This is a genomic window from Micromonospora sp. MP36 (assembly GCF_008119785.1).
Classification (GTDB): domain Bacteria; phylum Actinomycetota; class Actinomycetes; order Mycobacteriales; family Micromonosporaceae; genus Micromonospora.
In genome coordinates this window covers 1-529 of record NZ_VSFA01000300.1, presented here as the reverse complement: position 1 = coordinate 529, position 529 = coordinate 1, and the positions used below count along the sequence as shown (strand labels likewise).

General features: G+C 66.4%; 1 protein-coding gene. It reads left to right on the top strand.

Annotation, left to right across the window (positions count from 1 at the left end; all coding sequences use genetic code 11):
* Nucleotides 1–204: 204 nt before the first annotated feature.
* The coding region (locus tag FXF52_RS41260) for a transposase (RefSeq protein ID WP_148805079.1) at nucleotides 205–529 on the top strand (325 nt) is incomplete at its 3' end.

Below are 529 nucleotides of genomic sequence, written 5' to 3'. Positions count from 1 at the left end.
GATGGGACTACCTTTCTCACCTGGCACTTCCGGGGAACGCTCTAGCGGTTTGTCCCTTGAGGACTTTGGTGAGACGGCGTCCCCGGGAGTGACCGGTGGAGGCCCGACGCCCACGAGGGTGTTGTCCCGGGAGGACTGGTCCATCAGCACGGCGCTGCGCCTCCACTGACCTGACCGTTCGGGCAAGCGTCGAGTGAGGTGCGCGTGCTGGGTGTTGGTGTGGACTGGGCGGAGTCGTTCCACGACGTTGCACTTGGGATGCCTGGTAAGGGGGTGATCAAGCAGTTCCGGATTCCGCACGGCCCGGAGGGGATCAACCGGCTGATCGAGCGGTGCCTGGAGCTGGAGCCGGACCCGGCCGACATCCGCGTAGTGCTGGAAACCCGGCACGGCCTGCTGGTCGAGACGCTGGTGGAAGCTGGTTTCACCGTTGTTCCGGTCAACCCGGACCTGGTGGCCCGCCGCCGTGGCCCGGCCAGGAAGAAGGACGACGCCGAAGACGCCCGGATCTGCTGCCTACTCGCACTGG